Raw genomic sequence first — 26,092 nt, forward strand, 5'->3', positions numbered from 1 at the left:
CTCCTTCTTCTCTATATCTATTTTCCACTATTTACTATATCGGCATATTAGAGAGGGTTGATAAATGTTTTTTGCCAAATGTGCTCTAGTCTTCGCTCCACGTTCCTGCGAGTGGCGCAAAGTGCTGCATCGCCAGAGCACCTGCTCCCATGACGATCGCCGTTCCTCTCAGTTCGGATGGAATCACCCGGAATTTCCCGCGAAATGGCTCCCAGATGACTTGGTCGCTATGCTCCTCGACCAGCTCGACAATCTCGCGGTAATTTTCCACCAGGTCGCCGCTGAGAATGACCGTATCGGGATTGTACATGCAGACGATATTGTTGATCGTGATCCCGATGTACAGCGCTGTGCGGGAAACGATCTCCTTCGCCCAGCGCTCCCCGTCTCTCGCAGCGGCAAATACCTCGCGGACGTCTGCCACTTCCTTGACCCGCCGCGCTTCGAGAATCAGCGCGTTTTCATCGATATACGTTTGCAGGCAGCCTCGCTTGCCGCACTCGCACAAGTTGCCGTTCGGATCGAGCGTTGTATGTCCCAGTTCGCCCGCACTGTTCGAGCCGCCGCGAAACACTTCGCCGTTGATGATCAAAGAAGAACCGATGCCTGTCCCGATGCCGATCAGGGCTGTCTTGTTCGAGCCTTTTGCCGATCCGTACAAATATTCGGCGAGGATTTTGACCTTCAAGTCATTGTCAATTACCGTCTTGATGCCCAGCTCTTTTTCGATCAAGCCAGCAAAAGCTACGTCCTTCCAGCCCAACGTAGAGGAAAGCTCGACGACTCCCCGCTCGTAGTTGATCACGCCAGGCACGCCGATGCCTACTCCGATTACTTTTTCCGCTGGTACGCCTTGCTGCTCAATCATCCCGCGAATTTCCTGGCAAATCAGGGCTGCCGTCTCTTCGGGCGTCCCTGCCAACGCCTTGTGTTCTACGCGGTGATGGGCGATGATCGTCTCGCTGAAGTCCATCATGCCGAAGCTGATCCGCTTTTTCTCGATGTCGACCCCAATCGTATAGATCGCGCCTGGCTCAATGTCGAGCATGATCGCCTTCCTGCCGACGCCGGACGATGTCAGCTCCGTCTCCCGAATTACGCCCTCCTCGCACAGCTCGCTGACAAAACGGCCGATCGAGGTCGCGCTCATTCTCGTAATTTTCGCGATCTCGGCCCGGGAGATCGGCCGCTGCTTTTTGATAATATCGAGAATCATCAGCTTGTTGTGCTGCTTGATAACATCCTGGTCCTGTTTCACGATTTTTTTCATCACAGAAACTCCCACCTTGCTTGTATATGAGATGCCGCTGGCTTTTCCTTGATTATTACCCTCACACTACCTGTCAGTCACTACTACGTCAACTGATAAAAAACCACCCGATTTCTCGGATGGTTGTGCGTGTGTCACTTGTTGTTCAGGTCGTACGGAGTCTCCTGGTAGACGTAATAGTTCAGCCAGTTGGAGAACATCAGATTGGCATGGGCACGCCAGGTGACGATCGGCTCCTGACTCGGATCATCTCCGGGATAGTAATTGCGCGGAACAGTGATGTCCAGCCCCTTGTTCACATCCCGCTGGTACTCGTCCTGCAACGTGGTAGGATCGTACTCGGAATGACCCGTCACGAAAATTTGTTTGCCGTCCTTCGTCGCGACAGCATACACTCCCGCTTCCCTGGACTCGGACAAAATCTCCAGCTCGGCCACCTTCTCGATGTCCTCCCGGCGGTTTTCCGTATGACGCGAATGGGGAATGTAAAAGTAATTGTCAAAGCCGCGGAACAGCTTCACATTTTTCTTGTTCAAGGTATGAGGGAAAATCCCGAACATTTTTTCCGGCAAAGGATGCTTCGGTACGCCAAAGTGGTGATAAAGTCCAGCCTGCGCTCCCCAACAAATATGCAAGGTCGAAGTCACGTTTGTCAGCTTCCAGTCGAGGATGGTCTTCATTTCCTCCCAATACGTCACTTCCGTAAAGTCGAGCTGCTCGACAGGCGCGCCTGTAATCACCATGCCGTCAAAGTATTGGTCCTTGATCTCCTCAAACGTTTTATAAAACATCGACAGATGCTCTTCCGATGTGTTTTTGGATGTATGGCTGGACATGTGCAGCAGAACGATTTCCACCTGTAGGGGAGTATTCCCCAGGAGGCGAAGCAACTGTGTTTCCGTTGTTTCCTTCACGGGCATCAGGTTCAGGATGACGATTCGCAGCGGCCGAATGTCTTGTGTAAACGCACGGCTCTCCTTCATCACAAAAATATTTTCGCGGGCCAGCACTTCCACCGCTGGAAGCTCGTCGGGCAGTTTGATTGGCATAAAGATCCCCCTTTCCATTCTTTGCAAAACAGGTAGAAAAACAATAATCCGACTAATTCGCCAAAAATACTTGGCTTCCTGCTTGAACCAGAAGCGACATGGAAAAATCGCGCGTGGGAAACACAGGAAAGCGGCACATGTAACGAGCTTATATATGTTTTAATATTGCGCAACTTTTTCGTCAAATCATTATACCTTTATTCCAGGAAAAATAGCAGGTCTTTTTCTGCAACGGGATGGAACGAAAAAACCTCCCGCCAAAAAACATGCGAGAGGCTGCTTCGGTTCCGTATGCCCACTTGTCAAATCCAGCCGCGTGCCTCCATCGCTTCCGTAATGCGCAAAAGCGAGATCATGTACGCTCCTGTGCGCAGGTCGACTTTGTACTGGTCCGCCAGCTCCGCCACCGCGCGATAAGCGTTGACCATGGCCGTTTGCAGCTTGTCGTTCACTTCCTGCTCGGACCAGTAGTAATTCATCAAGTTTTGCACCCACTCGAAGTAGGAAACCGTCACACCGCCTGCATTCGCCAAAATATCGGGAATGACCACGACTCCTTTTTCGCGCAAAATCGCATCGGCATCAGGGGTCGTTGGGCCGTTGGCTGCTTCTGCAATCCACTTGGCCCGAATCTGACTCGCATTTGCCGCTGTAATCACATTTTCCAGGGCGGCAGGGATCAAAATGTCCACTTCCAGCTCCAGCAGCTGTTCATTGCTGATCACGGTAGCGCCCGGATAATCCAAAATCGTGGACGCATCTTTGCATTGTCCGACTTTCGGGATATCCAGTCCTTTTTCGTGGTAGATGCCGCCGCGCGAATCGCTCACGGCGACGATTCGGAAGCCAAGCTCAGTCAACAGCCTTGCCGCGATCCTGCCTGCGTTTCCGTACCCTTGAATGGCTACGGTCGTCTCCTGCGGCTTGCGGCCAGAGTCTTTCAACGCCTCCAAAATCGTGAAGACGCAACCGCGAGCCGTCGCTTCGTTTCTGCCTTTGGACCCGCCCACTGCAAGCGGCTTGCCTGTAATGACGCCCGGCGAATAGGCGCCCTTCAATCGGCTGTATGTATCCATCATCCAGCCCATGATTTGCGGTGTCGTATACACATCCGGCGCAGGGATATCTGTATCCGGTCCGACGATGTCTGCGATTGCTTCCATGAAACCGCGGCTCACTCTCTCCAGCTCGCCTCGGCTCAGCTCGTGCGGATCGCAGATGACGCCGCCTTTTCCGCCTCCATAAGGCAGACCGACCACTCCACATTTGAACGACATCCACATGGAGAGCGCTTTTACTTCATCCATCGTGACGTCAGGATGAAAACGGATGCCCCCTTTGGTTGGCCCCACCGCATCGTTGTGCTGGGAACGGTACCCTTCAAAAACGCGGACGCTGCCATCGTCCATTTTGACGGGAAAATGGACGGCAAGCACTCGCTTGGGTCTTTTCAAGATTTCGACGGCTTCGCGCGGCAAACGAAGCAACGCCGCGGCTGCATCGATTTGCTTCTGGACAATCTCGTATGGATTCAGACTCTCTTTTTCTACTGTCTTTTGCATGCTTGATCCTCCCCACCTATCGTGCATCACCCTGGCACAGAGCTAAAGGATGAATGGAGTCATTATATACGAAAGGACCAAATTCAGACAATTTATTTTTTTGTGTTTTCACATTATTGTGTTATTTTCGTCAAAAATAAAAAAAGCCCGATGCATGTTTTGCTGCACCGGGCGGCTGCTCCTATTTTTTCAAATACGCTTTCATCAACCTCGTTTTTGTTTCCCACATGTCTTCGCTAATATGCAAACGGTAATGCTCCGGGTTGAGCATCCGCAAATATTCCGGCCAGAACAGCTTGAGCTGTTCACGATGGTACTCGCGGATTTCTGCAAGCGTCGGCAGTTGATACACCAGCTCCCCGGCGACAAACACCGGGATGAGCAAAGCTTCTGCCCGGTAACGGGTCAATTGCTTGTTCAAATACGGATGGCTTGGATTCAACAACTGGACAGGTGCGCCTTGCGCAATCGTCGTTTCCTCCGGGAAGCACACGTAATCGGCAATCGCCTTGCCCGTGTCGGGGTCGATCAGTCTGTACATATCCTTGATGCCAGGGGTCGTCACTTTCTCCGGATTGCCGGAAATCTTGATCGTCGGCTGGAACACGCCATTGGCGTCCTCGCGCGCCACCAGCTTGTACACACCGCCGAGCGTCGGCTGATCTGCCGCCGTGATCAGCTGTGTACCTACGCCCCAGCTGTCGACTTTGGCTCCTTGCACTTTCAGGTTCATGATCGTATGTTCATCCAGATCGTTGGAGGCGACGATTTTTACATCGGTCAGCCCGGCTTTGTCCAGCATTTCCCGCGTCTTGGTGGACAGGTAAGCGAGGTCTCCGCTGTCCAGACGCACGGCTGTCAGCTTTTTGCCTTCCTGCGCCAGCTTTTTCCCGACCGATATCGCGTGCGGGACGCCGCTTTTCAGCGTATCGTATGTATCCACCAACAGCGTCACTTGGTTCGGCAGAGCGTCGGCAAAGCGCTGGAATGCTTCTTCTTCATCCTCGAAGCTTTGCACCCAGGAGTGAGCGTGTGTTCCTTTTGTCGGGATGCCGAACATTTTTCCCGCGAGCATATTGGAGGTAGCGTCAAATCCGGCCAAATACGCCGCTCTCGTTCCCCACAGGGCAGCGTCTGCTTCCTGTGCCCGTCTCGTACCAAATTCCATCAGCACGTCGTCGCCCGCCACGTTTTTGATCCGGGAAGCTTTCGTCGCGATCAGTGTCTGGTAGTTCATGTAGTTCAACAGGGCGGTTTCAACCAGCTGCGCCTCCATGACGCGTCCTTCCACGCGGATCAGCGGCTCGTTCGGGAAAACCATCGTCCCTTCTTTGACGGAGTACAGCGAGCCTTGGAAACGCAAGTTGCGCAATTCCTCCAAAAAGGCCGGGTTGTAGTTTTCTTCCTGTTCACGCAAATAGTCCAGGTCGCTTTCTTCAAAGCGCAAGTTTTTTATATAGTGTACGATTCGCTCCAGACCAGCGGAAACAGCGTAGCCATTTCCAAAAGGCAGCTTGCGGAAAAAAGCTTCAAAGACCACCTTCTGATTGTGCGTTCCGTTTACCCAGTGCGCGTACATCATGTTGATCTGATATTTATCTGTGTGCAATGCCACACCAAATGATTGCATATCGCGTAAGCCTCCTGTCAATTCCTTTCCAACATCATACCAGAACCTTCCCATGGTGCCCATCTGCCTTGGAGCCTAGAAAAAATATGATATAGTATGGAATAATGAAAAGAACCAAACGTGCGACCGGGAGTGGAAAAGAGCATGTCAGACCAAAAAATCGTTTCATTGTGTAAAGGGCTACCGAAAAATTTGAGCTACAACGGCAAGGACTTTCTCTCCGGAATCGGGAAAGACGAAGCCAGCGAGCTGGTTGTCCGCTTTGCAAAAATCGACGAAGACGACGTAGCGAATCACGCCTATCACGGCGGGCCTGATCGCGTCGTGTGCGCGTATCCTTTTGAACATTATGCCCATTGGGAAAAGAAATTCGGCCAACGCTTGACGCAATCGGCCTTCGGCGAGAATTTGACTATGTCCAACATGACAGAAGAACAGGTGTGCATCGGAGATATTTATCAAATCGGAGACACCATCCTGCAAGTGTCGCAGGGCAGATACCCTTGTGCCACCATCAACAAGCGCAACAACAACAATCTTTTGCTCAAGGCAGTCGTGGAGACGGGCTACACGGGCTACTTCTTCCGCGTTTTGCAGGAAGGCACGATCAAACCGGACTCAGCCATCACTCTATTGACTCCCCATCCCAAGCAAGTGACTGTCGCCTCCATTCACCATTTGTACTTCCACAACCAGTCGCTCTCGGAAGAAACGATTTCTACCATGCTGGAAATCGAGGAGCTGTCTTTGCCGTGGAAAAAGAAGCTCATAGAAAAACAACAGCAATTAGCGAAAGGAACTGTCCATGCGAATTAACAAGTTCATCAGTGAAACGGGCATCTGTTCGCGGCGGGAGGCCGACAAGCTGATCGATGCCAAACGAGTGACAATCAACGGCCTCGTTGCCGAGCTGGGGAGCACCGTCTCGCCTGGCGACGATGTGCGCATCGATGGCAATCCGCTCGGCGCGAAGAAAAAGCACGTCTATATCGCCCTGAACAAGCCTGTCGGCATCACGTGCACTACAGAGCTGCACGTCAAAGGAAACATCGTCGATTTCGTCAACCACCCGGAGCGCATTTTTCCCATTGGCAGACTGGACAAAGACTCGCAGGGACTCATCCTGCTTACCAATGACGGCGACATCGTCAACAAAATTTTGCGTGCGGAAAACAACCACGAAAAAGAATACATCGTCACTGTCGACAAGCCTGTGACCGCCACATTTTTGCAAGGAATGGCAAACGGCGTGCGCATACTCGGCACGGTAACCAAGCCTTGCAAAGTCACCAAAGTAAACGAGCGCGTCTTCAATATCGTTCTCACCCAAGGCTTGAACCGACAAATCAGGCGCATGTGCCAGGCATTCGGCTATCAGGTGCGGCAGCTGCAACGCGTCCGCATCATGAACATCAGACTGGGCAATTTGAAGATCGGGCAATGGCGCAACTTGACCAGCGAAGAGCTGAAGGAACTGAACAAAAATCTTTCCTGATTGCTGTTTGCCGAACGGCGAAAAAAACCAAAAACAGACTCCGTTGCAGGGGTCTGTTTTTTTCACGCTCTATTCCTCAGCCTGCGCCGTCAGAGAACGAACCTCGCTGACAAACCGCCTGATCCCCTCGCGCAGCTGCTGTTCATTCAGATAGGAAAAGCTGAGGCGAATCCACGAGGCAAGCTCCCTTTGCGGATCGCAAATGATGCCGGGCACAAACGTAATCGATTGCTCGATGCATTGGCCGAGCAGCTTTTCCATCGGCGTGGAATCCGGCAGCCTGATCCACAAGTTGAAGCCGCCTGTCGGACTGCTCCATTCCCAGTCTGTTGCGGCCAGCTCCTCCTCCATAATGTCTTTGCGCACTGCCAATGCCGTGCGCAGCTTCAGCAAATGCTGCTGCATCCGCTCCGAGAAGAAATAGTGCAAAAATATTTTTTGGTTCAAGAGCGGCGTCCCGCTGTCCGACAACGCTTTGGCGCTGAGCAAATACGCCATCAGCGAAGGACGGCAGGCGATCGTCCCGATGCCGAGTCCAGGAGCGACATATTTGCTAAAGCTGCGCAAATAGATGACATACCCGGACGTGTCGTAGGCAAACATCGGCAAAGGCGGCTCTTTCCCAAAGTAAAGATCGCGGCACGGATCATCCTCGATCAAGAGACACTGATACATCTCCGCCAGCTCTACCAGCCGCTTGCGCTGTGCAAGTGGAACCGTAAACCCCGTAGGATTGTGGAAAGTCGGATTGAGATAGAACAGACGCGGCTTGTGCGTCCGCATCAGTTGTTCGACCTGCTCCAGATCGTAGCCGTGCTGAGTGATCTCCACCGCCAGAATGTTCGCTCCCTGGCGCAAAAAGACGTCGATGGCCGGACTGTACGTGGGCCGCTCCAGCAAAACTACGTCTCTTGGCTTGACCAGCACACGCGCAATCAAATCAATCGCTTCCTGCGACCCGGACGTGACCATCAGCTCTTGCGGGGTCAAGTAAAAGCGAAACCGTTCTGTGTAATAGCGGCACAAAGCCTCCCGCAGTTCCTCGTCTCCTTGGGTAGTGGAATACGTGCCGAGCACTTTCGGATACAGGTCGAACACTTTTTTCACGTATTCCGAGAAGTACAGATTGGGCAGGAGATTCGGGTCAATCAGCGCTTTGGAAAACTGATAGGTCGCCTGGACCTGGTGAATTTCCGAAAGGTGGCTCCTCTGCACATAAGCAGACACAATCGGGTCATGCAGCGAGGCCGTCGCCAGCATGCCGCCCGGCTGAACGAAATAGCCGGATTTATCTTTGACGTAGACATAGCCTTTTTGCTTGAGCAGCTGATACGCCTTGAAAACCGTCAGGCGGTGCACATCCAGCTTCAGGGCCAATGCCCGCACAGAAGGGAGCTTTTCGTGTTCCTTCCAGTCTTTGCGTCTGATTCCGTCCAGCACGTAATCGTACACTTGTTCAAACAGCTTGTCGGCGTGCACGCTTGACAAACCTTCTCTTTTCATCCCAGCCAGCCCCCTCCCCTGCAATTGTAACGTCACTTTTCTTCAACTGTTCTATTCGATTTCATCTGTTCTATTCCTCTCCCTTTATGATGGGGAAAAGGAGGAATCACCATATGGTACTCGTCAATTATATCGTGATGTGCTTGATCTTCGGGACGACATTTTTAGCCATCAAAGTAGGGGTAGATGCCGGAGCGCCACCCTTTTTCTCGGCAGGCATCCGCTTTTTTCTCGCGGGACTGATCTTGTTTGCCTTCATGGTCTGGAAAAAGCAGGCCCGCGTCTCCCTTTTGTTGCGAAAAGAAATGCTGCTCACGGGATTGTGCCTGACCTTCGGCACGTTTGCCACCTTATACTGGGCAGAACAGCATATAAGCTCTGGCATCGCGGCAGTCTTATCCGCTACCGCCCCATTGCTGGTCATGCTTTTGCAAACCCGGCTTTCGCGTCAAAAGCTGTCCGCCATCTCCTGGGCTGGCTGTCTGGCAGGCTTGGCAGGGGTCACGCTGCTGCTGTTGCCCGGTCTGACTTTTTCTTTCAGCGTGCTCTGGATCGCGGGCTGCGTCGCCGTCCTGGTTGGACAGCTGTTTTATTCCGCAGGTGCGGTCTACTCCCGGCGCGTCTCCCAACAGTTCAAGGACGTCTCGCCCATTACGTTAAATGCCGCCCAGATGATGTACGGAGGTGTTCTGCTGCTTGTGATCTCTGCTTTTACCGAGCAAGTGCACACAGAGTTTCTGTTTTCGTCCCAGGCTGTGTTCTCGCTGCTTTACCTGATCTTCGTCGGCTCGATGATGGGACATTCGATCTTTTACTGGCTCGTGGCAAAAACCAATCCGCTCTTCCCATCCACTTGGCTGTATATATCGCCGCTGATTGCACTGACGCTTGGTGCCGTTCTTTACCAGGAGCCGCTTCACCTGTCTTCCCTGGCTGGAGGCTTGGCGATCATCGCCGGAATCGTCATGATTAATTTGAACGCGCTAAAGCAGCTTGTCAGCAAAAAAGCGCCGCTGGAACACGCAGAAAGCCCAACAAAGTAGCTTCACGGCCTTTGTTGGGCTTTTTTTTACTTATGCTCGTTCAATTGTTTGGCAAGCTTGATCAGCTCTTCCTTGGAAACCGTCGTGGCCTTGGCGCGAACGCTGTACTCCAGATCGCTCCCGTTTTTTATCCATACGATCCAGTGAAAATCGGGCTGGTTGTCCTCTTTGTACGTCATCAGAGCAGCTTCGTTTTTGCCAAGCATCACTTTTTCTACCCCAGTCGCATTGGAGCCAGTCTTTGCTCCAAGCTCTGCCTGGCGGACTTCGACGGTGATCCCGCCCTTTGCGCCTCTGTAGGCGACATGCACATAGTCAAACTTGTCAGAGGTCGGAATTTCCTTGACGACGTATTCTTTCTTGTTCTTGATCGCTTCTGCCTTCATCGCCGCCACATCGTACTTGTCGCTCGGCTTGTACTCGATTTCCCCTGATTCGAAGCGGAAAGCGCCGTTCAGCTCGGTCGGGAGTGCGAACCGTTTATCCGCGAGTTTTTGTTCCAGCTCCGCAAGCGATGTGTAGGTGATCGCCTTGTAAAAGACATCTACGTTCGGATCGCGCAAGGAAATCTCTTCTACGCTTTTGTCCTTTTTCTCCTGTTTCGGCAGCCAGTAAATCGCGGCTGATGTTCCCGGCTTGAGCTGGTCAAGAATCTCGTTGATGATGTTGCTCCTGCGCTCGGCATCCGCTTCTGCTTGTGCCAATTCATTTTGCATCTCCACAGGAAGTCCTTCTGTCTTCGATGTAATCTCTGTTCCTTTCCCCGTATCCATTTCCATCACGACTTCGCCTTTTTCGTTCTTCAACTGGATGACTTCCATGCCCGCCCATACAGACGAGGCTCCCGCCAACAAGCCAATCGTCAGCAACACCCCGATTTTTTTCTTCACCTTTTTGTCCTCCTCGATTTTTTTCGCTGCGATGGCAGCCATCACTTTCTGTTTCACATCGACTTTCGGGACTGGCTTGGCGGCTAAAAGCTCGTGCAGTTGTTTATACGGATTGTCGCCCATCATTTGCCACCCCTCCCATCGCCGGAAAATAGCGCTTGCATTTTTTCAGCAGACGTTCGAATTGCTTGCGCAAAGCTGCCGGCTTTTTGTCCAGCAAGACAGCTATTTCCTCGTAATCTTTTTCCTCCAGCACCCGCAAATACAGAAGTGTCCGCTCTTCCGCCGTCAGCTTCGACCAAATACGCTCCAACGGCTCTCCCAAATAGTCGTGGTCGATTTTTTCCTCGACAAAATTTCGCCCCTGCTGCTCGCCGCTGTACAAAAAGGGCAGCACGCGAGCCAGCTTTCTGCGCTTGAGGACATTGGCGCAATGGTTAAATGAGATTTTATAAATCCACGCTGAAAAAGACAGCGAGTAAGTGTATTGCTCCAGCCGCTCATAGGCGCGAAACAAAATTTCTTGTACAGCATCTTCCGCATCCTGCCGATGGCCTAGCATGTGATAGCAGTAGGCAAAGATCGGCTGTTGATAATGATCGATAATAACTTCGAATTGCTCCATCGCACCCGCTTTGATCTCCTGGAGCAAATATTCGATTTGCGCTTTCTCCACACTCCTGCCTCCCTTCCCTATGAATAACAATCGGGATCTCTTGTTTGTGACATGAATTTTTTGAGAGTAGAAAAAAAGGGCGCTTCATCCGTCTCGTACTCTCGGATGAAGCGCCCTTTTGCAACTGTGTTTGCTCTTCTCTTGTCGAATCTGTCATTTCTTTCCCGGGAAATCGACAGCGGCTGTCAGCTTCCTAAAAATGCTCGCCGTTGGCATAGTAGCTTTCTTTTTGATAAGGGACAAAAGCCATCTCGACTTCCGGAATGCCGAGCGAGAGAACATGCCGGGTCACAATCCTAGCAAACTGGTCGCGCGTTTCTTGTCCGCGCTCAAACCAGCCAATCTCGATAAACGGAAAAGACTCTACTACTTTCCCGCCAAAAACGCCTGTCGTCTGCAAGCATTCGATTGTAAAATTGTCGGTACCGCATTGGCATAAAGCGGCAAGCTCCTCTGTCAGCAGCTCGCTGATCGTCGCCATTTGCTCGGCTTGTATGCCGCGAACGATGAGATGTGGCATGCTTGAACCTCCTGTTGGTCAAAAAGCGATTTCTTCTATCATACCGTTCGGCAAGGAAAATGAGTAGTCTGTCCCGAGTTTTTACAAAGCGGCAACAAACCTTTTCAAAAACGAAATGAAACGTTTACGATTTGTCCCAAAATGTTAATCAAGGCTCTTTGCACAAAGAATGTTGCTATTGACATCGCTGTTACATTATCGCCACAATAAGATAGGCATCTTGACCATGTCTATAAGAGCATAAACATAAAGCACGCCAATCAGAAAGGTGAGTACAGTACATATGGATTTTTGGAATATTTTCGTAGCCTTCGTGCTCGGGCTTGTCGAAGGCTTGACTGAATTTGCTCCCGTGTCTTCTACCGGGCATATGATTATTGTGGACGATACGTTGCTTCACTCCAAAGAACTGTTTTCTTCGGAAGTAGCGAATACCTTTAAAGTCGTCATCCAGCTCGGCTCGATTTTGGCGGCTGTGATCGTGTTCAAAGACCGTTTTCTCAGTTTGCTCGGATTGAAAAAAATGTCGCCAGATGGCAACGGCCCCGGGCACAAGCTCCGTCTCTCGCAAGTCATTGTGGGACTGCTGCCGGCAGCTGTACTCGGACTGATTTTTGAAGACTATATCGACGAATACCTCTTTTCGATCAATACCGTGCTGATCGGGCTTGTCGCAGGTGCCCTCTTGATGATCGCAGCCGACTGGTTCAGACCGGGACGTCCGAAAGTAACCACTGTTGACCAAATGACGTACAAGCAAGCGTTCTTCATCGGACTGTTTCAATGCATCGCGCTCTGGCCCGGCTTCTCCCGCTCCGGATCGACGATTTCCGGCGGCGTGCTTCTCGGTCTCAGCCACAGAGCCGCATCCGACTTTACTTTCATCATGGCGGTTCCCGTCATGGCTGGCGCCAGCTTTTTGTCGCTGTTGAAGCACTGGCAATACATCACTGCCGACTCCTTGCCATTTTTCATCGTCGGATTCATCAGCGCCTTCTTGTTTGCCTTGCTTGCGATCCGCTTCTTCCTGAAGCTGATCAACCGGATCAAACTCGTGCCGTTTGCCCTGTATCGCATCGCACTGGCTGCTGTCATCTACTTCTTTATCATGTAGAGGTCGCCATCCAAATAAAAAAGCTGCCTTTGGCCGTTGAAGCGCCCCCTGAAAGCTGGACACAACAGGGGGGCTTCCGGCAAGGCAGCTTTTTCTTTTCCTCAAGCTGGCGAACTGTCCAAACGCGCAGCGTTGGCAACCAGCGGCTGCGTTTCCTTTTGACCGTGCTGCAATTGATACATCTGATAATACTTGCCGCGTTTCTCCATCAATTCATCGTGCCTGCCCCGCTCGACAATTCTGCCCCGATCCAGCACAAGAATCTGATCGGCGTTTTTGATCGTGGACAATCGGTGCGCGATGATAAAGGTCGTGCGTCCTTTTTTCAGCACTTCCAGGGCGTTTTGAATGATGCCTTCTGTCTCCGTGTCAATGCTCGCCGTCGCTTCATCCAGGACGAGAATCGCCGGGTCGAACGCCAACGCTCTGGCAAAAGAAATCAGCTGACGCTGCCCCAGCGAGAGCGTGCTCCCTTTTTCAATGACCGGCTCATCAAAACCGCGCGGCAATGTGCGCAGCAGTTGATCTGCTCCGACGTCCCGGAGCGCTTTCTCCACTTTTTCCGCAGTAATGTCCGGATCATCGAGACTTACGTTGGAGCGGATTGTCCCGGTAAACAAAAACGGGTCCTGCAACACGATCGCCATATGCTGGCGAATTTGCTGCTTGGGCAAATCGAGGACGTTGCGCCCGTCGATCGAGATCGTTCCGCGGCTGGCATCGTAGAAGCGGAACAGCAAGTTGATGATCGAGCTTTTCCCCGAGCCTGTGTGGCCGACCAGTGCCACCGTTTCGCCCGGCCATGCCTCGAACGAGATGTTTTTCAGCACGTACTGGTCATCCTGGTAGGCAAAGGAGACGTCGTCGAACCGGACGCTGCCCTCATAGCACGGGATTGTGCCTGTATCGACCTCGATCCCTTTCTCATCCAGCAGCTCGAAAACCCGCTGTGCCGCAACCAGCGATTGCTCGAAGTTCGCCAGCTGATTCACGATTTGAGTAATCGGCTGGAACAGGCGATTGAGGTAATCGACGAATGCGTAGAGGACGCCGAGCGAAAACAGCGTGCCCACGCCAAGAGACGCTCCGCCGAAGTACCAGATAAACAGCACAAACGCCGCATTGCGCACCAGTTGCACCAGGTTAAAGGAAGCCGTAGCGTTGAGGCGCAACATTTTGTTTTGATACGAAAACAGCTCTTCGTTCAATTCGCCAAATTCTTGCATCGTCTTTTTTTCTCTGCGAAACGCCTGAATGATCGGCATCCCTTGAATCGCTTCGTTGATCATGCCGTTAATGTCGCTGATCCTCGCCCGGATCACATGGTTGAAGGCAGAGGCTCGTTTGCGATAATACACAATCCATACGGCCATAATCGGCAAAATCAGCAAACAGACGAGGGCGAGCCTGACATCGAGCAAAAACAGCGCCACGAATATTCCGATCAAGTAAATGCCGCTGGTGAAAAAGGACGCGAGCACGTTGGCAAACAGCTCGCGAATCGCTTCCGTGTCATTCGTCACACGCGCCACGATTTTTCCCGCAGGCAAATTGTCAAAATACGTAATCGGCAGCCGCTGGATATGGGCAAATACATCAACTCGCAGCTTGCGGATGACCAGATTGGCCGATTTTTGCAGCAAGATTTTTTGCCCGTAATGGAACAGACCCGCGACCACCAGCAAACCGAGATAAGCAGCAGCCAAAACGAGCAGACCGCTCGTCTCCGGTCGAAAGAATCCGAACAGCTCCTGATTGCTGAGCGGCAACACCGGATAGACCGCTTGCCGGGAACCGCTCTGAATCGTCAGCTTTCCATCCGCTATCGTGCGCTGGCCGTCAAAGGCAAGCGGCTGTTCGAGAAAGTAATAGTCTCGCCCTACTTGCAACACCCGCACTTCCTGCCCTGTGCGCTCTCCTTCTGCCAGGTGATCTTGCCGTGTATACCATTTCTCCCGGTACAAAACGGAATCGGAGCGCTGCTCTGTCTCATACCAAGGAAACTCGATCCCCAAAATATGCGTGTCGATCATTTTTTTCGCCAAAAACGGCCCAGTCAGCTCTGCGCCTACGGCAACTGACAGCATCAAAAGTGCAAGCAAAATCGTCTTTTTAAACAGCAATGCATAGTGCAACAACCTTTTTCCCGTGCTCATCCACTCACCCGCCTTCTGTCAACTGCGCTTCGATTTGCTGCTTCTCAAACTGCTCTTTATACCAACCGCCCCGGGCCAAAAGCTGCTCATGCGTCCCTTCTTCGACGACTTTTCCCTCATCCATGACGAGAATCCAGTCGGCATGGGCAACAGCGGACAGGCGATGCGTGGCAATCAAGGTGGTCTTGCCTGCCCTCTCGCGGCGAATGTTGGCGATCATCTCGGCTTCTGTCTTGCCGTCTACGGCTGACATCGCATCATCGAGAATCAAAATCTCCGGGTCGGTCATCAACGCTCGCGCGATGGACACCCGCTGCTTTTGACCGCCGGACAGTGCCACGCCTTTTTCGCCTACCAGCGTGTCGAGTCCCTCCGGCAAAAACTGAACGTCTTTCGCGAACGCTGCCAGCTTCAGTGCTTCTTGCAGCTGCTCTTCGGTGCCGTCCTGCTTGCCGAACATCACATTTTCCCGCACGGATCTGGAAAACAAGATTTGCTCCTGCGGCACGTAGCCGATCCAGCTTTTGATATTGTCCAGCTCAATCTGCGCCAGCGGAATTTGGTTGATGGTGATTGCGCCTTGCCCCAGCGGAAATTCCCGGAGCAGTTGCCGAAGCAGCGTCGATTTGCCGCTTCCGGTTCGCCCGACAATGCCGAGTGTCTGGGAACGGTTCAGAGTAAACGAAATGTTCTTCAACTGATCTTGTACCGTTCCCGGATAGCGAAAGCTCACTTGCTCAAAACGAATCGCCTCCGGTTTGGCAAGCCTTGCCGGCTGTTCGTGATCGGTCACATCGGCTTCGTACGCCAATGTCTCGTTCACGCGATCCAGCGAGGCGCTTCCCCGCTGCAAGACGTTGATCAGCTCGCCAATCGCAAACATCGGCCAAATCAGCATCCCCAGGTACACGTTGAACGAAACCAGTTCTCCCAGTGTCAGCTCCTGCCGGAAAACGAGATAGCCGCCGTAGATCAGCCCGATCATGTAGCTGATGCCAACCAGTATTTTCACAGTCGGCTCAATCAGCGAGTCGACTTTGGCGACCTCCATATTTTTTTGAAACACTTCCCGCGTTTTGTTCGAAAAGCGCTCCTGATCCGCCGTCTCCTGCACATAGGCCCGAACGACCCTGACGCCCGCGACGGATTCCAGCACCCGGTCATTCAGCTCGCCAAAAGAGTCTTGCGCCTTGGAAAAGCGCTCGTGAATTTTTTTGCCGTACTGATTGATCGCATACGCCATGATCGGCAAGGGCAAAATGGCAGCCAGCGTCAGCTTCCAGCTAATAAAAATGCCCATCGTCAAAATAATTACACCCGTGAAGCTGGCCGAATCAACCAAGGTGAGAATGCCGAAGCCCGTCGTCATCGAGACGGCCTTCAGATCGTTCGTCGCCCGTGCCATCAGGTCGCCTGTGCGATTGCGCTGATAAAAAGTCGGGGTCATGCGCAAAAAATGGGTCATCAGCTTGGAACGAAGCGTTCGCTCGGCCAGAAAAGCCCCGCCGAACAGCTTGCAAATCCACACGAAGTTGATGAGGTACGTCACGATAGCAAGAACGATATAAAACAGCAGGATGCTCCACAGCCGCTCCCCCGTCAACGTGCCCAGCTGCATTTCGTCGATCGCCACTCCGATAATTTTTGGCGGAATAATTTCCATGATGCCACCCAAAATCAGCAGCAGAATCGCTGTTGTGTAGCGTTTCCAATGCTCCTTGAAAAACCAGTCCAGCTTTGTTAAAACCGAAAACATCTGCCGCTCTCTCCTCTCGTCTCAACCGGGTTTTCTCCTTTTGGAGGCGAAAAAAGGCATATCGCCACAAGGGGCAACATGCCTTTTTATCCGACCAAAAAGAATCAAATAAAAAAGCGCAGGCTACAAAGACAGTAACCTGCGCCATTTGATGGAGTTAGGGAAAAACTACATAGCTTGCATCAAAGGAGGGGTTACGTCATGTATGCAGTTGTTCATTTGCTTCATTACACTGCGTTTCATGACAGACCCACCTTTCTTAACATTTTTCGATTTCCAATTAATACATTCTGAACTTTATCACCGATTTGCCTGAATTGTCAACAAATATTTTTGGATGGATAAAACCGTCTCCTCCGCAAAAATCATGAAAATGTCAAAAACGGGCATTTTTGCTCGCAATCTTTTTTTGGTATGATTACCTTCATGAAGTTTATTCAGGAGGCCATTTATTTTGTTATCTTCCAATCAAAAACGTCGCTTGACTTCCGTACAAATCATCGTGTTTTCCTATGTCGCGCTGATTCTGGTCTCGTCGTTGCTGCTCTGCTTGCCGTTTTTCCATAACCCCGGAATCTCGCTCTCGTACATCGATTCGCTGTTTACGGCTGCGAGCGCCATCAGCGTGACCGGGTTGACCGTGATCACGATTCACGAGGTGTTCAACCAGTGGGGCATTTTGTTTTTGACCTTGCTGTTTCAGGTCGGCGGGATCGGGATCATGACGTTGGGCACGTTTTTCTGGATGCTGCTGGGCAAGCAAATCGGTCTGGAGCAGCGTATCTGGATCGCGACGGACCACAACCGCTCCACGTTGTCCGGGCTTGTCGACCTGATGCGCAACATTCTCGTCATGGCACTGATCATCGAGTTGATCGGCACGATCCTTTTGGGGAGCCACTTTATGATCGCCGGTTATTACACCGATTGGTACGACGCGTTTTACCACGGCTACTTTGCCTCCGTCAGCGCTTTTACCAACGCGGGCTTCGATCTGCACGGCAATTCCCTGCTCGGCTTTACGCACGACTACATCGTTCAGACCATCGTCATGCTGCTGATTATTTGCGGGGCGATCGGCTTCCCGGTACTCGTCGAGCTGCGCACGTATTTTTCTTATCGCCGTGCCAAAGCACGCTTCACCTTTTCCCTGTTTACGAAAATTACTACGCTGACCTTCTTTTCCTTGATTGTCATCGGCGCTGTGCTCATCTACGTTTTTGAACGGCAGCATTTTCTCGCCGACAAATCGTGGGATGAATCGTTGTTCTACTCCTTGTTCCACTCGGTTTCCTCGCGAAGCGGCGGCTTGTCTACTACGGAAATCAGCCTGTTTTCCACGCCGACGCTCATCATGCTGTCTGCGATGATGTTCATCGGTGCCTCGCCGAGCAGCGTGGGCGGCGGGATTCGGACGACGACGTTTTTCGTGCTGATCGCAACCGTTTTCGCAAACATGCGCGGCTACAAGGACGTGAAAGTATTCGGACGGGAACTGGTCGATGAAGACATCATGCGGTCGTTCGTCGTCTTTTTCATCGCCATCGTCCTGGTGTTTATGGCCGTCATCATGCTTGTCTGGCTGGAAGACTTGCCGTTCCAGCACATTTTGTTCGAGGTCTGCTCGGCGTTTGGTACGACCGGGCTGTCTACCGGAATCACGACCCAACTGGGAGCGCCGGGCAAGCTGATTCTGATTATCATCATGATGATCGGGCGGGTCGGCATTATCAACCTGCTGCTGTTCTTAAAGCGCGATGACCGCATCGCACGCTATCACCATCCAAAAGAACGGATCATCATCGGGCAGTAAGCAACTCTCGCTTCAACCAGCAAGAGCCTGGCGCGTTTTTTGGCGCACAGGCTCTTCGGCTTTTTTCTACTTTTCCCACTGGCTGTTGTACAGGGCAACCCGATACGGATACAGCTCGGCTGTCATCACTTCCTGTTTGACAGCGGGATCGTTTGCCATGACAGAAGCAGCCGCTTCCTCCGATTCAGCCAGAAAAATCGCGATGCCAAATGTCGTCTCGTCCATGTTTTGCGTGCGCCCGGCGAGGATCAGCCGATTTTCTGCGAGCAACTGTTGCAAATAGCGGAAATGCTCTCCGACAATTTCATGCTCTCTGTCCGTCCAGTTCGCAGGCTCCAGCAGCCGGGGCACGAGCTTTAGCTTGTACAAAAACTGTTGCAGTGAATCCATCCTCTCATCCCTTTCCTATTTCTTCTTTGTCAGCTACGGCCTTGTTCAGCTTTTGCAGCATGAAGCCGATGCCTTTGCAATCCGCAAGCGGAAAATGGCTCCGCTCTTCGCCAAACACGGCATGCATAATCCCGGTGAACTTTTTCCCGCCGAGCATGACGACCTCGTCCACATCGTCTAGCTGCTTGTCCTGCGCTTGCCGGATCAGCTCGTCAATCGTCACGATCTCCTCGCTCTTCGTTCCGAAAGCCAGGTCGTAGTTTTCCGGGACGATATCGCTCGGCAATAAAAAACCGTGCTTGGCCGACAGGATGGCCCATTCCTGAAAAAACGTCCGGGCGTATGCCTGGCTTGCTTTGTGAAACGCGCTTTGGTAGACGTGCTGCGCCTCTGTCGCTTTCGCCTCGGGCAGCACATCCCAGATTTTTTTCGCTCCACAGGCGATGATGCACAACCGTCTCACTGTTGATGTTCTGTCCTTTCCTCCCGCCTGGCGCTCGTCCGCCGTGCAGCGTGCTTTCTTTACTTAGTATAGCAAGAAACCGCCCATGCTGCGGCTGTTGGCTATTGTATCCAAATAAAAAAAAGCTTTGCCAAAACATGCTGGCGAAGCCGTCTGTCTATGAACTTTTTTAAATGGCTTGAACGTCATCTTCCCAGCGCGGGCTTTCCGTTGCCGGATGCGCCATGGGCCAAACAGGCAGTTCCAGTACGTGACGATGCTTGCCCGGACCATAGTAATCTTGTTCGGCGCGCGCCAGGCGAAAACCGTGGGCAGACAAAGCGCGAACGGAAGAATGGTTCGTCTCGCTCACCGTAACCAGCACCGTCCGCAGCGTCGGGAAGCGCCGCAATGCTTGCAATCTGGCTTCAATCAGACGTTTGCCGATGCCTTGTCCTTGAAAATCTTTGCGAACATTGCTGAACAACAGCCAGCCTGTCGTCTGGTACATGTCGATGCCTGCACAGCTGAAACCGATCAGCTCGCCACCGCTTGTCGCTTTGAAGATCAGCTCGGGAAACAGCTCCATATATTTTTTCAGCTCATGCAAATTCATGCGATCTGGCAATGTCAGGTCGGCCAGCGTAATCATCTCGGCAAAATCTTCTTTTTTGGCGCATTCAATCCGTACTTCCATCCATTCTTCGCCCCCTGTCCAGTTGCCTTCGTCTATTCCACTCTAGCAAGCGGATATAAAGCAGGGATGGATAGCGTGTGAATGAAATGTAAATTCGTGTAAGTTGATCGTCTGTGCTGTTTTTTTAAAAGGAGAGGGCATTAGGTCGTTCTTCTCTCCACGAGAATCGGGGCCAGCTCTCTTGACTCTTTTTTGCTCGACGGATGCAAAATTCTTTCGTACAGCATTTCAAAAGCGTAGTTTCCCATCAAGGTACTCGGACTGGAAACCGTCGTGATTTCCAACAGCTCGCCGACAGGCTGGTCGTCGCAGCCTACGATGGCGAGGTCAGACGGGATGCTGATCCCAAGACTGCCAGCCTCTTTCACAATCCCTGCGGCAATATGGTTGCAAGACACCAGCAGGGCAGACGGCGGCTCTTTCATTTGCTGGATATGGCGAGCGACGTCTTTTCCGTCCTGCACGATCAGACAATCTTCAAAAGCCCAGTCAGCCGATGGCTTCACATCTACTGAGCGAAGCATGTCGTGGTAAGCGCGCTTGCGATGAGCGCTGTTGAAGCTGTTTTTTCTGCCGATGCAGTAGCCGATTTTCCGATGTCCTTTGCTGATCAAATACTCCATGCCGATTTGGAAGGTCAAATAGTGGTCGATGTGGACGCTGGACACGCTGGCTGTCTGGTTGGCTTCACACGTGATGATCGGCCCGTATTCGGCGTACTCGTCAAGCAGCTCGCAAGAAGTGGACCGCGAGCACATGATCAGCCCGTCCATTTTCTTGTTTTTCAACAGGCGTAAAATGTTGTGCTCCTGTTCAGGTACATTGTTTGTTTGGCAAACCATCAGATTGTACTGATGACGGGCTGCCTCTGCGGCAATGCCTTCGATGATCGAGCTGTAGTATTGATTGTTGACGAGCGGCAGCGTGACGCCGATCACTTTCGTTTTTCCGGTCGACAAATGGACGGCATTGCTGTTTTGCACATAATTCAATTCCGCGATAATCCGCATGATTTCCGCGCGTTTTTGTTCATTGACGTACGGATGATTGTTCAGGACGCGCGACACCGTGGAGACCGATACTCCCGCCAGCCTTGCTATTTCTCGAATGTTAGCCACTCCCAATTACCCCTCTGTTCATTCGAACCGTTCTTCTCTCCATCATAACGAGAATCCCCTCCTTTGCACCAGTTGAAAAGCTTGCCGGATCGCTGTGAAAGTGCAGCCAACTTTTCCGGGCAAATTTTTTGCTTGCTCTGAAAAGCGTTCCACACCGTATTCTACTTCCAACGATCTTGAAAGGAGCCATGCCCTCGTGTTTCGCTTCAAATTTGAGTATCTGCTGTTTGTCGCAGGCTTGCTGATTCTTGCCCTCGGCATCAATATGATGACGACCATTACTTCGTTCGGTCTCAGCCCTTATGATTCCCTGTTTATTGCCCTGTTCCAAAACTTCGGAGTGTCGATTGGCTTCTGGATGTTTGTGATTAACTTTACGTTTGTATGCATCGTCTTTTTTATGGATCGGCGTTATATTACGATCGGGGCCGTCGTCGTCATGGTTTTGATTTCTGTCTTCGTAGACATGATCGGCTCGATCGATGCGCTGATGGACGGCATCCGCTCGCTCCCGCCGCTTCTGACCTTGATCCTGGGCAACCTGTGCATCGGCAGCGGCATCGGACTGTATGTGTGCACACAAGTATGCACCGCACCGCAAGAAGCTTTCGTGCTCGTCGTCTCGCAGCGAATGAAGTGGACGTTCAGACGGACAGAAATCTCGCTCGCCTGCCTGTTTTTGACGCTCAGCTTTTTGCTGGATGGACCGATTTATTACGGAACGATCGTGCTGTCGTTTACCACCGGCTACATCATCCAGGCAGCGATCAATGCCGGAAACAAGCTTCTGTCTTTCGTCAATCGCGGGAAAGAAGGGCAAGTGCAGCAAGGAATGGAGTGAGTGAACAAGTGAATGATAGAAAGACATCCAAAAAAGCCGTCAGCCAAATGACGGCTTTCTCGCGCCTGCGCAAAACTATCAATCGCGCCGGCGTGATTTTTTATTTGTGCCGCTCGCTACCTACTTGCACTGCTCAGGCAACGACCTCGTACTATCAGGCTTGTCATCAATCTATCCCTGCCCACCGAACGCTTTTTTCTTCAAAAACATGCCCTACCATGCAAATAAAAACACGTAGCTAGCGAGTACGAAAACAGCCCAGAGGGAGCCTTGCAGCAGTTCCATGACAAAATGCTCGAACTCGTCCATTTCTTCTGCCCTGCCGATGCTTTTCCACAGACTGACGACCGGAAGCAACAACGCCAAGAGCATCGCGGCAACGGACATCCGCTTGTTTTTCTTGCGCGCGAGGCAAAAGACGGCTGTCCCTGCTGGTATGAGGAAAAATAGGTAATAGATCGCCCAAAACCATCCGGGCAGGCTCTCCCAGTCATGTTGTCCCTCCTGTCTCCGTGTTTGTACACGCTTATTCTGAAAAAGCTACTCTGCACTTTCCAATGATATTATATATTTTCCATTTGTATCCTTGTTGGTATGATATTGCACTCGCCATTTTCCCTTTATAGGCGTTACCTCGAGTTTTTCAGCATAAATCTGGTCTTTGGTCACCTCTCCAGACTGAACCAATCTGTTGTTTGGATCGAACAGTTCAAAAGTAAGGCTTCCACCATCCAAATTAATCTCATGTTTGACAAGCAGTGTATCGTATTTAGTTTTGTTAACGGTAATTTCCCTAATCACCTGTTTATATTTTTCCTCATATTCATTGGACAAAAAGACACCTTCTGCTGACCGCATAAAATGTTCTTGATAAAAAAAGGAGTAGTAGCTGATTCCCACCGCCAAAGCGATAAAGACGGCAATTAAAACGATCCTCCATTTCCTTTTCATACCGTTATCTCTCCTTCTTTCGATCTTCTGTAATGACTCCATCTACAATGTTGATGATTCGTTTTGTATATCCGGCGATTTTTTCATCATGGGTAATGACAACAATACTTTTGCCTTCTTCATTCATTTGACAAAGAAGCTCCATTAACTGCGCTCCATTTTTTTGGTCCAACGCACCTGTTGGTTCATCAGCCAGGATCAGCTCTGCTTCAGCAGTCATAGCACGTGCAATGGCAACTCTTTGTTTTTGGCCTCCCGACAGCTTGGATACATTTTTATCGCTCAAGTCAGCAATCCCGAGTTTGTGCAAATAATAGTCTACTTTTTCCTTCTTTTCCTTGAGGCTCATTTTTCGTTTAAACAAGGGCAGTGCCACATTTTCATATACGCTAAAATTGTGCATTAAGGCGAAGTTTTGAAAGACAAAGCTGACCGTTTTGTTTCTGATCTGGCTTAATTCTCTATCGTTTAATTTTTGGATCAAAGTGCCATTTAGCCTGTATTCTCCTTCACTCGGTATATCCATGCAACCCATAATGTTCAAAAGGGTCGATTTACCTGAGCCAGATGGACCCATGATAGAGACAAATTCGCCTTTATCCATGCGAATAGTCACTTGTTTTAAGGCTACAGTTGCATACTCTGCTTGCCCGAATACTTTCGAAACATTATCAAGTTCGATGAATGCCATTCAGTCTCTCCCCCCTACTAACTCTCGAAGTTGGAGTTTTTTTATCCGAAGCAACGGGATGAACACGGAAGAAAGAATAACCAGGATGGATACAAGCATGACTTTACCGTATAAAGGGAAAGCAAACATCTCCAGCTTTATATTCGCTACCGATGAATCTTCGAAAGCTTCCGTCACGTAATTCAGCATAACCCCGGAAACTGCTGAAACCGTTACTATCCATACAAGTTCCATGAGAATAATCATGGAAATATCCCTTTTGGTTGCACCTGCCACCATCCTGACTCCCAGTTCATGCTTTCGGGCGTGAATCGACGAAAGCGTCACCGAAACGATTCCAATGATGGAGATCACTAAAAAGAACATCCCCATGAACAGGGAGAAATTGCTGACTTGCTTCCTGTTTTCCCTGTAAGCCTGCAACTCGTCACCAACTGTTGCCAGCGTTGGATTTATGCCTAATTCTCTCCCCTTTTCTAAAATGGCCGCCGAGACTTGATTGAACATTTCTGCGGAATCCAGTTGGATGAAGGTGTTATGCATTCTCACCGCTACATCCATCGGCTCGCTTTCCCTGACAATCGGAAAAAACGGAGCAAGAAAAAAGTTGTCCAGGTTATCGACCGGATCAGCAATGTAATCATTTCCAGATAACCATTCACTCCTCTGCTCAAGAACTCCAACAACTTCGTACACGATTTTCTTTTCATGGATGATGGTCTCAAACCGATCACCAAGATTGATGACATCCCGGTAGTTATATCCGATCAAAACCGGGATAACGTCACCGTCCTTTTTGGTGAAATCCGCTTCACCCAGTGGCCTTCCGTTAATGATCTTGAATTTTGCATATGAATAGATGCCTTTATCTAAAAAAACGATCTTGCTATTTTCAATCGCATTCTCCAACCTTGTTCCGGCATACTGTTTTTTGTTTTGTTCAAGAAAAGCACGTTGGTTCGGCAAATTTTCCGGTGTGATGGAGGTCGTATCAAAGGAGCCGTACCTCTGCACTCCAGGCGTTTGTTTGATAAAATTCTCCAAGTGACTAAATCGTTCTGCAAACCATTCTGTGTCATCCACATCCGCAAAAGACAACCGCAACGTTGTATCTTTATCCATCTGCATTACCGCAAATAGCTTTTTCTCTTGATAGTGCACGACGTCCATGGAAATAAACGCATGGTTCATCACCCAAAAGGAAAGCACAAGCTGTGTCATCATCAGAAAAACAGACAGCTTTCTTTTCCACATGGATGAAATAGCAATGGAAAGGTGCTCCATTTCTCTTCTCCTTATCCCCTGATAGCCTCAACTGGCTGTATTTTTACCGCCTTGCCGGAAGGGATGGCAGTAGTGAAAAATGCTGTTGCAAAAACAAACAAAATCGCGGCAAAGATAGTGGTGGAGGTAATCTCAACCGGATAATCGAGCCATTTGGAGAGCAAGCTTCTTATCATCCATTGAATAGAAAAACCTATGACAACCGCTATCAGGTTGATGACGCACATCTCCCAAAAAAGCATGGAGACGATATCCGCATTGCTGTAGCCAAAAGCTTTCCTGATACCAATTTCGTACTTTCTTTCATGAATCCAAAAGGCTGTAAGGTTAATCGCGTTGATGATCGCCAGAGCGTAGACCATTATGGATATGTAGATTTCGCCTCCCCTGTTGGGTGCAATAATCCCCTCTGTTTCTCCGTACGGGGAGGCTGTACATGTCACTTCCGGAAATAGACGCTTGGCATTTTGTTTAATCTGTTTTTCGTCTGCGTATGTATTTGTATAAATATTGTGGATCAAGAAAGGAATCGTTTTCGTGCTTTGCAATTTGCTCAAAAGCGTTGAGGAAAGCGACGTGGCCGGAATAACAATTTTGTAATCAATCGCTTTTGTTGTTTTTCCTTTCACGCCGATTATTCCGATCACTTCGTATTCTTCGTTATCCAGCAAAATGTACGGTTTTCCGTTCTTGGTGCGTACACCTTTCCCTCTCGCTTTGCCAACTAGGGCTACTTTTTCTCCATGGATGATATCCGTTATATTCAGATATCTTCCTGTTTCTAATGGAAATCTCTGAACAACCTGTTTTGTCCAATATTCAGGCGTTACTGGAGCCATGAGACCATTGTGAAACATTTTTGCTCGGTCCAGAATAACTCCAGTTTGATCTGATATCCCGTCAAAAACCTTGAACAAAGCGTGTACATCTTGTTTGTCCGAAAGCTCCAATTCTATTTTAGTAGCATTCTGGGGTGCGTAATGAACCTGTTGCTGGATGAGTAAATGCGTATTCCTCACACTCGATATACCTATTGAAATGAGTACAATGGATATGGTCAGACCCAAGATAATCAAAGCGGTTGTGACAGGATGGGCTTTAAACTGATTTTTTATCGAGCTTATTGTCATGTATAACCGTCTCCTGAGTTTTTCAGCATTGAATATGGTTTGCGGCAAGCTACCGTCGTAGCCAAACAGAA

25 protein-coding genes are annotated in these 26,092 nt (G+C 50.5%); 6 read left to right on the top strand and 19 right to left on the bottom strand.

Features of this window, described 5'->3' with window-relative positions; translation table 11 throughout:
- Positions 1-85 precede the first annotated feature (85 nt).
- From EDM60_RS24465 to EDM60_RS24480, 4 genes are all read right to left on the bottom strand, one after another.
- A complete protein-coding gene (locus tag EDM60_RS24465) occupies positions 86-1,270 on the bottom strand; it encodes an ROK family transcriptional regulator (RefSeq protein WP_122966266.1) in 1,185 nt (394 codons plus the stop codon).
- A gap of 134 nt (positions 1,271-1,404) precedes the next feature.
- Positions 1,405-2,319, bottom strand: a complete 915-nt coding sequence (metA, locus tag EDM60_RS24470; protein ID WP_063230562.1) for a homoserine O-acetyltransferase MetA — start codon at positions 2,317-2,319, stop codon at positions 1,405-1,407.
- Positions 2,320-2,621: 302 nt separating this feature from the next.
- Entirely contained in the window at positions 2,622-3,881 is a 1,260-nt protein-coding gene (locus EDM60_RS24475) for a Glu/Leu/Phe/Val family dehydrogenase (RefSeq protein ID WP_122966267.1), read from the bottom strand.
- A 181-nt stretch (positions 3,882-4,062) separates the two neighbouring features.
- A complete protein-coding gene (locus EDM60_RS24480; RefSeq protein WP_122966268.1) occupies positions 4,063-5,511 on the bottom strand; it encodes a nicotinate phosphoribosyltransferase in 1,449 nt (482 codons plus the stop codon).
- A gap of 144 nt (positions 5,512-5,655) precedes the next feature.
- Between EDM60_RS24480 and EDM60_RS24485 the strand changes: the two genes are divergently transcribed.
- Together EDM60_RS24485 and rluF are read left to right on the top strand one after the other, a co-directional pair.
- A complete protein-coding gene (locus tag EDM60_RS24485) occupies positions 5,656-6,327 on the top strand; it encodes an MOSC domain-containing protein (protein WP_122966269.1) in 672 nt (223 codons plus the stop codon).
- Positions 6,317-7,006 (top strand): 23S rRNA pseudouridine(2604) synthase RluF, encoded by a 690-nt coding sequence (gene rluF, locus EDM60_RS24490; protein ID WP_122966270.1) that lies wholly within the window; start codon positions 6,317-6,319, stop codon positions 7,004-7,006. The genes EDM60_RS24485 and rluF overlap by 11 nt, the downstream gene beginning before the upstream one ends.
- Positions 7,007-7,075: 69 nt before the next feature.
- On the opposite strand, the gene EDM60_RS24495 is transcribed toward rluF, so the two are convergent.
- Positions 7,076-8,509 carry an aminotransferase-like domain-containing protein gene (locus tag EDM60_RS24495; RefSeq protein ID WP_122966271.1) on the bottom strand — a complete coding sequence of 478 codons (1,434 nt, stop codon included), beginning with the start codon at positions 8,507-8,509 and terminating at the stop codon, positions 7,076-7,078.
- A 113-nt stretch (positions 8,510-8,622) separates the two neighbouring features.
- On the opposite strand from EDM60_RS24495, the gene EDM60_RS24500 reads away from it, so the two are divergent.
- Positions 8,623-9,552, top strand: coding sequence for a DMT family transporter (locus EDM60_RS24500; RefSeq protein WP_122966272.1), 930 nt, complete (start codon positions 8,623-8,625; stop codon positions 9,550-9,552).
- A gap of 26 nt (positions 9,553-9,578) precedes the next feature.
- Here the strand turns inward: EDM60_RS24500 and EDM60_RS29275 are convergent, their stop codons facing one another.
- The 3 genes from EDM60_RS29275 to EDM60_RS24515 all read right to left on the bottom strand — a co-directional run bounded on the left by EDM60_RS29275 (position 9,579) and on the right by EDM60_RS24515 (position 11,638).
- Positions 9,579-10,568 (bottom strand): DUF4367 domain-containing protein, encoded by a 990-nt coding sequence (locus tag EDM60_RS29275; RefSeq protein WP_233454078.1) that lies wholly within the window; start codon positions 10,566-10,568, stop codon positions 9,579-9,581.
- Entirely contained in the window at positions 10,546-11,118 is a 573-nt protein-coding gene (locus tag EDM60_RS24510) for an RNA polymerase sigma factor (protein ID WP_122966273.1), read from the bottom strand. Before EDM60_RS24510 ends, EDM60_RS29275 begins: the two co-directional genes overlap by 23 nt.
- Before the next feature lie 193 nt (positions 11,119-11,311).
- Positions 11,312-11,638 carry a DUF1904 family protein gene (locus EDM60_RS24515; RefSeq protein ID WP_122966274.1) on the bottom strand — a complete coding sequence of 109 codons (327 nt, stop codon included), beginning with the start codon at positions 11,636-11,638 and terminating at the stop codon, positions 11,312-11,314.
- A 283-nt stretch (positions 11,639-11,921) separates the two neighbouring features.
- Here EDM60_RS24515 and EDM60_RS24520 point away from each other — a divergent pair, with 283 nt between their 5' ends.
- Positions 11,922-12,752 carry an undecaprenyl-diphosphate phosphatase gene (locus tag EDM60_RS24520; RefSeq protein ID WP_122966275.1) on the top strand — a complete coding sequence of 277 codons (831 nt, stop codon included), beginning with the start codon at positions 11,922-11,924 and terminating at the stop codon, positions 12,750-12,752.
- Positions 12,753-12,853: 101 nt separating this feature from the next.
- On the opposite strand, the gene EDM60_RS24525 is transcribed toward EDM60_RS24520, so the two are convergent.
- Complete coding sequence (locus EDM60_RS24525) at positions 12,854-14,908, bottom strand: ABC transporter ATP-binding protein (RefSeq protein ID WP_122966276.1); 2,055 nt, start codon at positions 14,906-14,908, stop codon at positions 12,854-12,856.
- A 4-nt stretch (positions 14,909-14,912) separates the two neighbouring features.
- Complete coding sequence (locus EDM60_RS24530; protein ID WP_122966277.1) at positions 14,913-16,664, bottom strand: ABC transporter ATP-binding protein; 1,752 nt, start codon at positions 16,662-16,664, stop codon at positions 14,913-14,915.
- Between the two features lie 454 nt (positions 16,665-17,118).
- Here EDM60_RS24530 and EDM60_RS24535 point away from each other — a divergent pair, with 454 nt between their 5' ends.
- Positions 17,119-18,477: a TrkH family potassium uptake protein gene (locus EDM60_RS24535; RefSeq protein ID WP_122966278.1), complete on the top strand. Its 1,359-nt coding sequence runs from the start codon at positions 17,119-17,121 to the stop codon at positions 18,475-18,477.
- Between the two features lie 66 nt (positions 18,478-18,543).
- Here EDM60_RS24535 and EDM60_RS24540 read toward each other — a convergent pair whose 3' ends face one another.
- The 4 genes from EDM60_RS24540 to EDM60_RS24555 form a co-directional block, all read right to left on the bottom strand.
- The gene (locus EDM60_RS24540) at positions 18,544-18,867 is read right to left on the bottom strand and encodes a YciI family protein (protein WP_122966279.1); all 324 of its coding nucleotides are present in this window, start codon (positions 18,865-18,867) and stop codon (positions 18,544-18,546) included.
- Positions 18,868-18,871: 4 nt separating this feature from the next.
- Complete coding sequence (locus EDM60_RS24545; RefSeq protein WP_122966280.1) at positions 18,872-19,330, bottom strand: DUF6884 domain-containing protein; 459 nt, start codon at positions 19,328-19,330, stop codon at positions 18,872-18,874.
- A gap of 169 nt (positions 19,331-19,499) precedes the next feature.
- Positions 19,500-20,006 (bottom strand): GNAT family N-acetyltransferase, encoded by a 507-nt coding sequence (locus EDM60_RS24550; RefSeq protein WP_122966281.1) that lies wholly within the window; start codon positions 20,004-20,006, stop codon positions 19,500-19,502.
- A gap of 140 nt (positions 20,007-20,146) precedes the next feature.
- The gene (locus EDM60_RS24555) at positions 20,147-21,124 is read right to left on the bottom strand and encodes a LacI family DNA-binding transcriptional regulator (protein WP_122966282.1); all 978 of its coding nucleotides are present in this window, start codon (positions 21,122-21,124) and stop codon (positions 20,147-20,149) included.
- Positions 21,125-21,320: 196 nt separating this feature from the next.
- On the opposite strand from EDM60_RS24555, the gene EDM60_RS24560 reads away from it, so the two are divergent.
- Positions 21,321-21,965, top strand: coding sequence for a YczE/YyaS/YitT family protein (locus EDM60_RS24560; RefSeq protein WP_122966283.1), 645 nt, complete (start codon positions 21,321-21,323; stop codon positions 21,963-21,965).
- A 213-nt stretch (positions 21,966-22,178) separates the two neighbouring features.
- Here the strand turns inward: EDM60_RS24560 and EDM60_RS29280 are convergent, their stop codons facing one another.
- The 5 genes from EDM60_RS29280 to EDM60_RS24585 all read right to left on the bottom strand — a co-directional run bounded on the left by EDM60_RS29280 (position 22,179) and on the right by EDM60_RS24585 (position 26,021).
- The gene (locus EDM60_RS29280) at positions 22,179-22,337 is read right to left on the bottom strand and encodes a hypothetical protein (protein ID WP_244226811.1); all 159 of its coding nucleotides are present in this window, start codon (positions 22,335-22,337) and stop codon (positions 22,179-22,181) included.
- Between the two features lie 168 nt (positions 22,338-22,505).
- Positions 22,506-22,916: a hypothetical protein gene (locus tag EDM60_RS24570; RefSeq protein ID WP_122966285.1), complete on the bottom strand. Its 411-nt coding sequence runs from the start codon at positions 22,914-22,916 to the stop codon at positions 22,506-22,508.
- A 4-nt stretch (positions 22,917-22,920) separates the two neighbouring features.
- Entirely contained in the window at positions 22,921-23,607 is a 687-nt protein-coding gene (locus EDM60_RS24575) for an ABC transporter ATP-binding protein (protein WP_122966286.1), read from the bottom strand.
- The gene (locus EDM60_RS24580; RefSeq protein ID WP_122966287.1) at positions 23,608-24,891 is read right to left on the bottom strand and encodes an ABC transporter permease; all 1,284 of its coding nucleotides are present in this window, start codon (positions 24,889-24,891) and stop codon (positions 23,608-23,610) included. It lies immediately after the preceding gene.
- A gap of 11 nt (positions 24,892-24,902) precedes the next feature.
- On the bottom strand, positions 24,903-26,021 hold the full coding sequence (locus tag EDM60_RS24585) for an ABC transporter permease (protein ID WP_122966288.1): 1,119 nt from the start codon (positions 26,019-26,021) through the stop codon (positions 24,903-24,905).
- Positions 26,022-26,092: the final 71 nt, after the last annotated feature.

The sequence above is a fragment of the Brevibacillus parabrevis genome, from assembly GCF_003710905.1.
GTDB classification, from domain to species: Bacteria; Bacillota; Bacilli; order Brevibacillales; family Brevibacillaceae; genus Brevibacillus; species Brevibacillus parabrevis.